The 3,018-nt window shown below is 61.0% G+C and carries 2 protein-coding genes; both read right to left on the reverse strand.

What is annotated here, in order from left to right; genetic code table 11:
* Positions 1 to 426: 426 nt before the first annotated feature.
* Entirely contained in the window at positions 427 to 1,071 is a 645-nt protein-coding gene (locus tag ACFVTE_RS24500; protein WP_387105334.1) for a DUF5134 domain-containing protein, read from the reverse strand.
* 185 nt (positions 1,072 to 1,256) lie between these two features.
* Positions 1,257 to 2,906, reverse strand: a complete 1,650-nt coding sequence (locus tag ACFVTE_RS24505) for an APC family permease (RefSeq protein ID WP_387105336.1) — start codon at positions 2,904 to 2,906, stop codon at positions 1,257 to 1,259.
* Positions 2,907 to 3,018: the final 112 nt, after the last annotated feature.

The raw sequence follows: 3,018 nt of genomic DNA on the forward strand, positions 1-3,018 counted from the left end.
GGTGCGAAACACCCACAGCAACTGAAGTTTCAATGTCAAGAGTCATGCTTTCACTCCTTGATAAGTCCAAAAACAGGATGAGGACGCCTATGGCCCGAAGCCTGGTGGTATTGCTGTTGTGGGCAATAGGCAGAAAAGGTTCCCTTGGATTCTCAGAACTGTTCGTCCTTGGCAGATCTGTTCATCTCCGGTGCAGGCGAGTAGGTGTGATGCCGGTCACCCGCGCTCCTTTCACAAGCAAAACTACGCGAGGGAATTCGTTTATGAAAGTTATTTATAAACATTTACCTGAGAAATTCCGGGGCAGAAATTCCCAGCCCAGTTAACATGTTGGAAACATTCTGAAACACGGCAGCACGCGAAACGGCGGCACCCGGGGAGGGTGCCGCCGTCGTTCTTGCTCTGCTGGTATCTGGCTGTGCTGGGTTATGCGGTGGTGGCGAACATGAGGGCCATGGTGGTGGCGCCGAGAGCTTCGAGGGCGTGTTCTGTGCGGGTGGAACGTCGCGGTGGCCCGGGGTGGTGCGGGGCGATGGTGGTTCGGTTGCGGAGGAGCAGGACGAGGAAAACCAGTGCGGCGGTTGCGAAGAGGAGGGTGAGCAGCATGCCGGGTGTTAGGCCGAGTGCTGGTGCCGTTGTGGTTGTTCCTGTTGTTGTTGGGGTGTGGGGTGTGGTTGTCATTCCATGGTGGCTGGCCGGCATGGGCATGGCTGCTTGGCCGGCGCCGGTGCTGTGGCCTTGGTGGGTCATCATGGCGATCATGAGGGCTGCGCCGGCCATGGTGAGGGCGTGGTAGGCGCATTTGAGTCTGCCTTGGGTGCCGGCGCAGAGGAGTTTGTATTCGGGCCGGGCGACGGCCTGGATGATGAACCAGAGTGCGGCGCCGGCGAGGAGTCCGATCTGGGCGAGGAGTGTGGAGGGGGCCAGGTTCCAGAGCATGGCGGCCATCAGGGTGTTCATGAGGGCGTGCAGGGTGTTGTTGACCCGGTCGGTGAGGTGGGCTGACCTGAACACCTGCCAGAGCTGGTAGGTGCTGCCGGCCAGCAGCACGGCGGTGAGGGTCCAGGTCATTGCGGGGATATGGAACACGCGGATCACGCCCTACTGGGTTGAGGTGTGGGTTTGGTTTTCGGTCCCCGGTGCGGGTGCCGACAGCACCGGGGACCGAAGATTTCGGGGGAGAAAGCTTTTGGGTGGGGGAACAGGGCCGGTCCCCGGTGCCGCCGTCGGGCAGCATCGGGGACCGGCTGCCTGGGCTATTCCTTCTCCAGCTCCAGCTTTTTCTCGCGGTCGAGTTCGTCGAGTTCCAGGTCCAGGTCGCCGGTGGCGTGCTGGCGCTCCATCTCCCTGACGTCGTCGAGATCGATCGGGTGCAACGGTTCCGGGTCTTCCTCATCCAGGACCGGGCCGTGGCCATCCTCGGCAAGAACGACGTGGCCAATGGTTTCGTACTTGAGCGGATCGGTCTTCCGGAAGTAGAGCGCCAGGCCTGCGCCGGTGAGGAAGAGCGCGGCGGCGATGTAGGGGATGAGCTTGAACAGCAGGGACGACGATGCGGGTCCGGCAGCCGTGTCCAGGTTCATGAACATCATGATGACCACCCCCAGCATCCCGGCCCCGCCGATGATCGGGGCGACCTTGACCCGCCAGAAGTTTTCTTCCGGATGGTGCTTGCGGAAGTAGTTGAACACTGCCGCCATGGTTACGGTCTGCACAATCACCAGCATGAATGTCCCAAGGATCGCCAGCAGGGCAAAAACATCCAGGTAGGGGTCCTTGTTGAAGAACCAGAATCCGAGGATCCACAGGATGGCGATGCCGGTCTGGAGGAACGACGCGACGTGGGGCGATCCGTGCTTCTTGTGGGTCCTGCCAAGTGCGCCGGGCAGGATGCCTTCACGTCCGAGGGAGTACATGTAGCGTGATGCCGCGTTGTGGAAGGCCATCGCGCAGGCGAAGGATCCGGTCATCATCAGCCATTCCATGACCAGGACCCAGCCGTGGCCGACAAAGACGTCAGTGGGGTGGAAGAACATGTCCAGCGGGTTGGCGCTTTGCGCCAGGGCGATGGCTCCCTGGGCGCCGTTGCCGGCGACGGACATCCAGGAGACGAACGTGTAGAAGACGCCGACGCCGGTGACCGCGATCATCGTGGCGATCGGGATGATCTTCTTCGGGTTCTTGGACTCCTCCCCGTACATCACTGTGGACTCGAACCCGGTCCAGGACCAGAATGCGATGAACATGGCCAGCCCGGGCGCGGCGCTCTGCAGCCCGTTGGGCGAGAATGCAATGGCCGGGTTCAGTGTCTCCGGCATCAACCCGTCGGGCCCTCCGCCCTTGAAGAGCACGCCGAAGGCCATGATGGCAAGGATCGCGATCTCCGTGAACAACAGCAGCGTCAGGATTTTCGCTGCCATGCTGATCTCGAAGAAGGTCAGGAAACCAATGATGAGCAGGCCGCCCACTGCGAAGACTACCCAGTGGATATCCAGGCCCAGCTGATCTTTGAAGGCCAGATGGCCAAAGTACGAGAAAATACCGATGATGCTGGCCTCAAAAACGATGTAGCCGAAGGTCACCATGAAACCGGTTCCGAGGCCGAGCACGCGCCCCAAACCGCGGGAGATGAAGCCATAGAACGCGGCCGTGGAGGTCACGTAACGGGCCATCGTGACATAGGCGATCGCAAAGACCGACAGGATCACCGTTGCCCAGATGTATGTTGCCGGGGTTCCGGTGCCGACACCGAAGCCGACCGAAATCGGGACGTTACCGCTCATCACCGTGATGGGTGCGGACGTCGCGACCGCCATGAACACCACATCCCACAGCCCCAGGGTGTTGGCCTTCAGCTTTCCCGCCTTGGCGGTACTGGAGCTTGCTGTAGCCTGTTGCCGGCTCATCGTTCTCCTCCCATGCTGCAGTGTCCGTTGGTGGTGCTGCGGGTTTCGGTGGGGAGGTTGAGGGTGGGGTTTTGGTTGAAGAAGCCGTGGGGTTCGAGCATGAAGCCGATGT

Source organism: Arthrobacter sp. NPDC058097 (genome assembly GCF_042884885.1).
Lineage (GTDB): Bacteria > Actinomycetota > Actinomycetes > Actinomycetales > Micrococcaceae > Arthrobacter.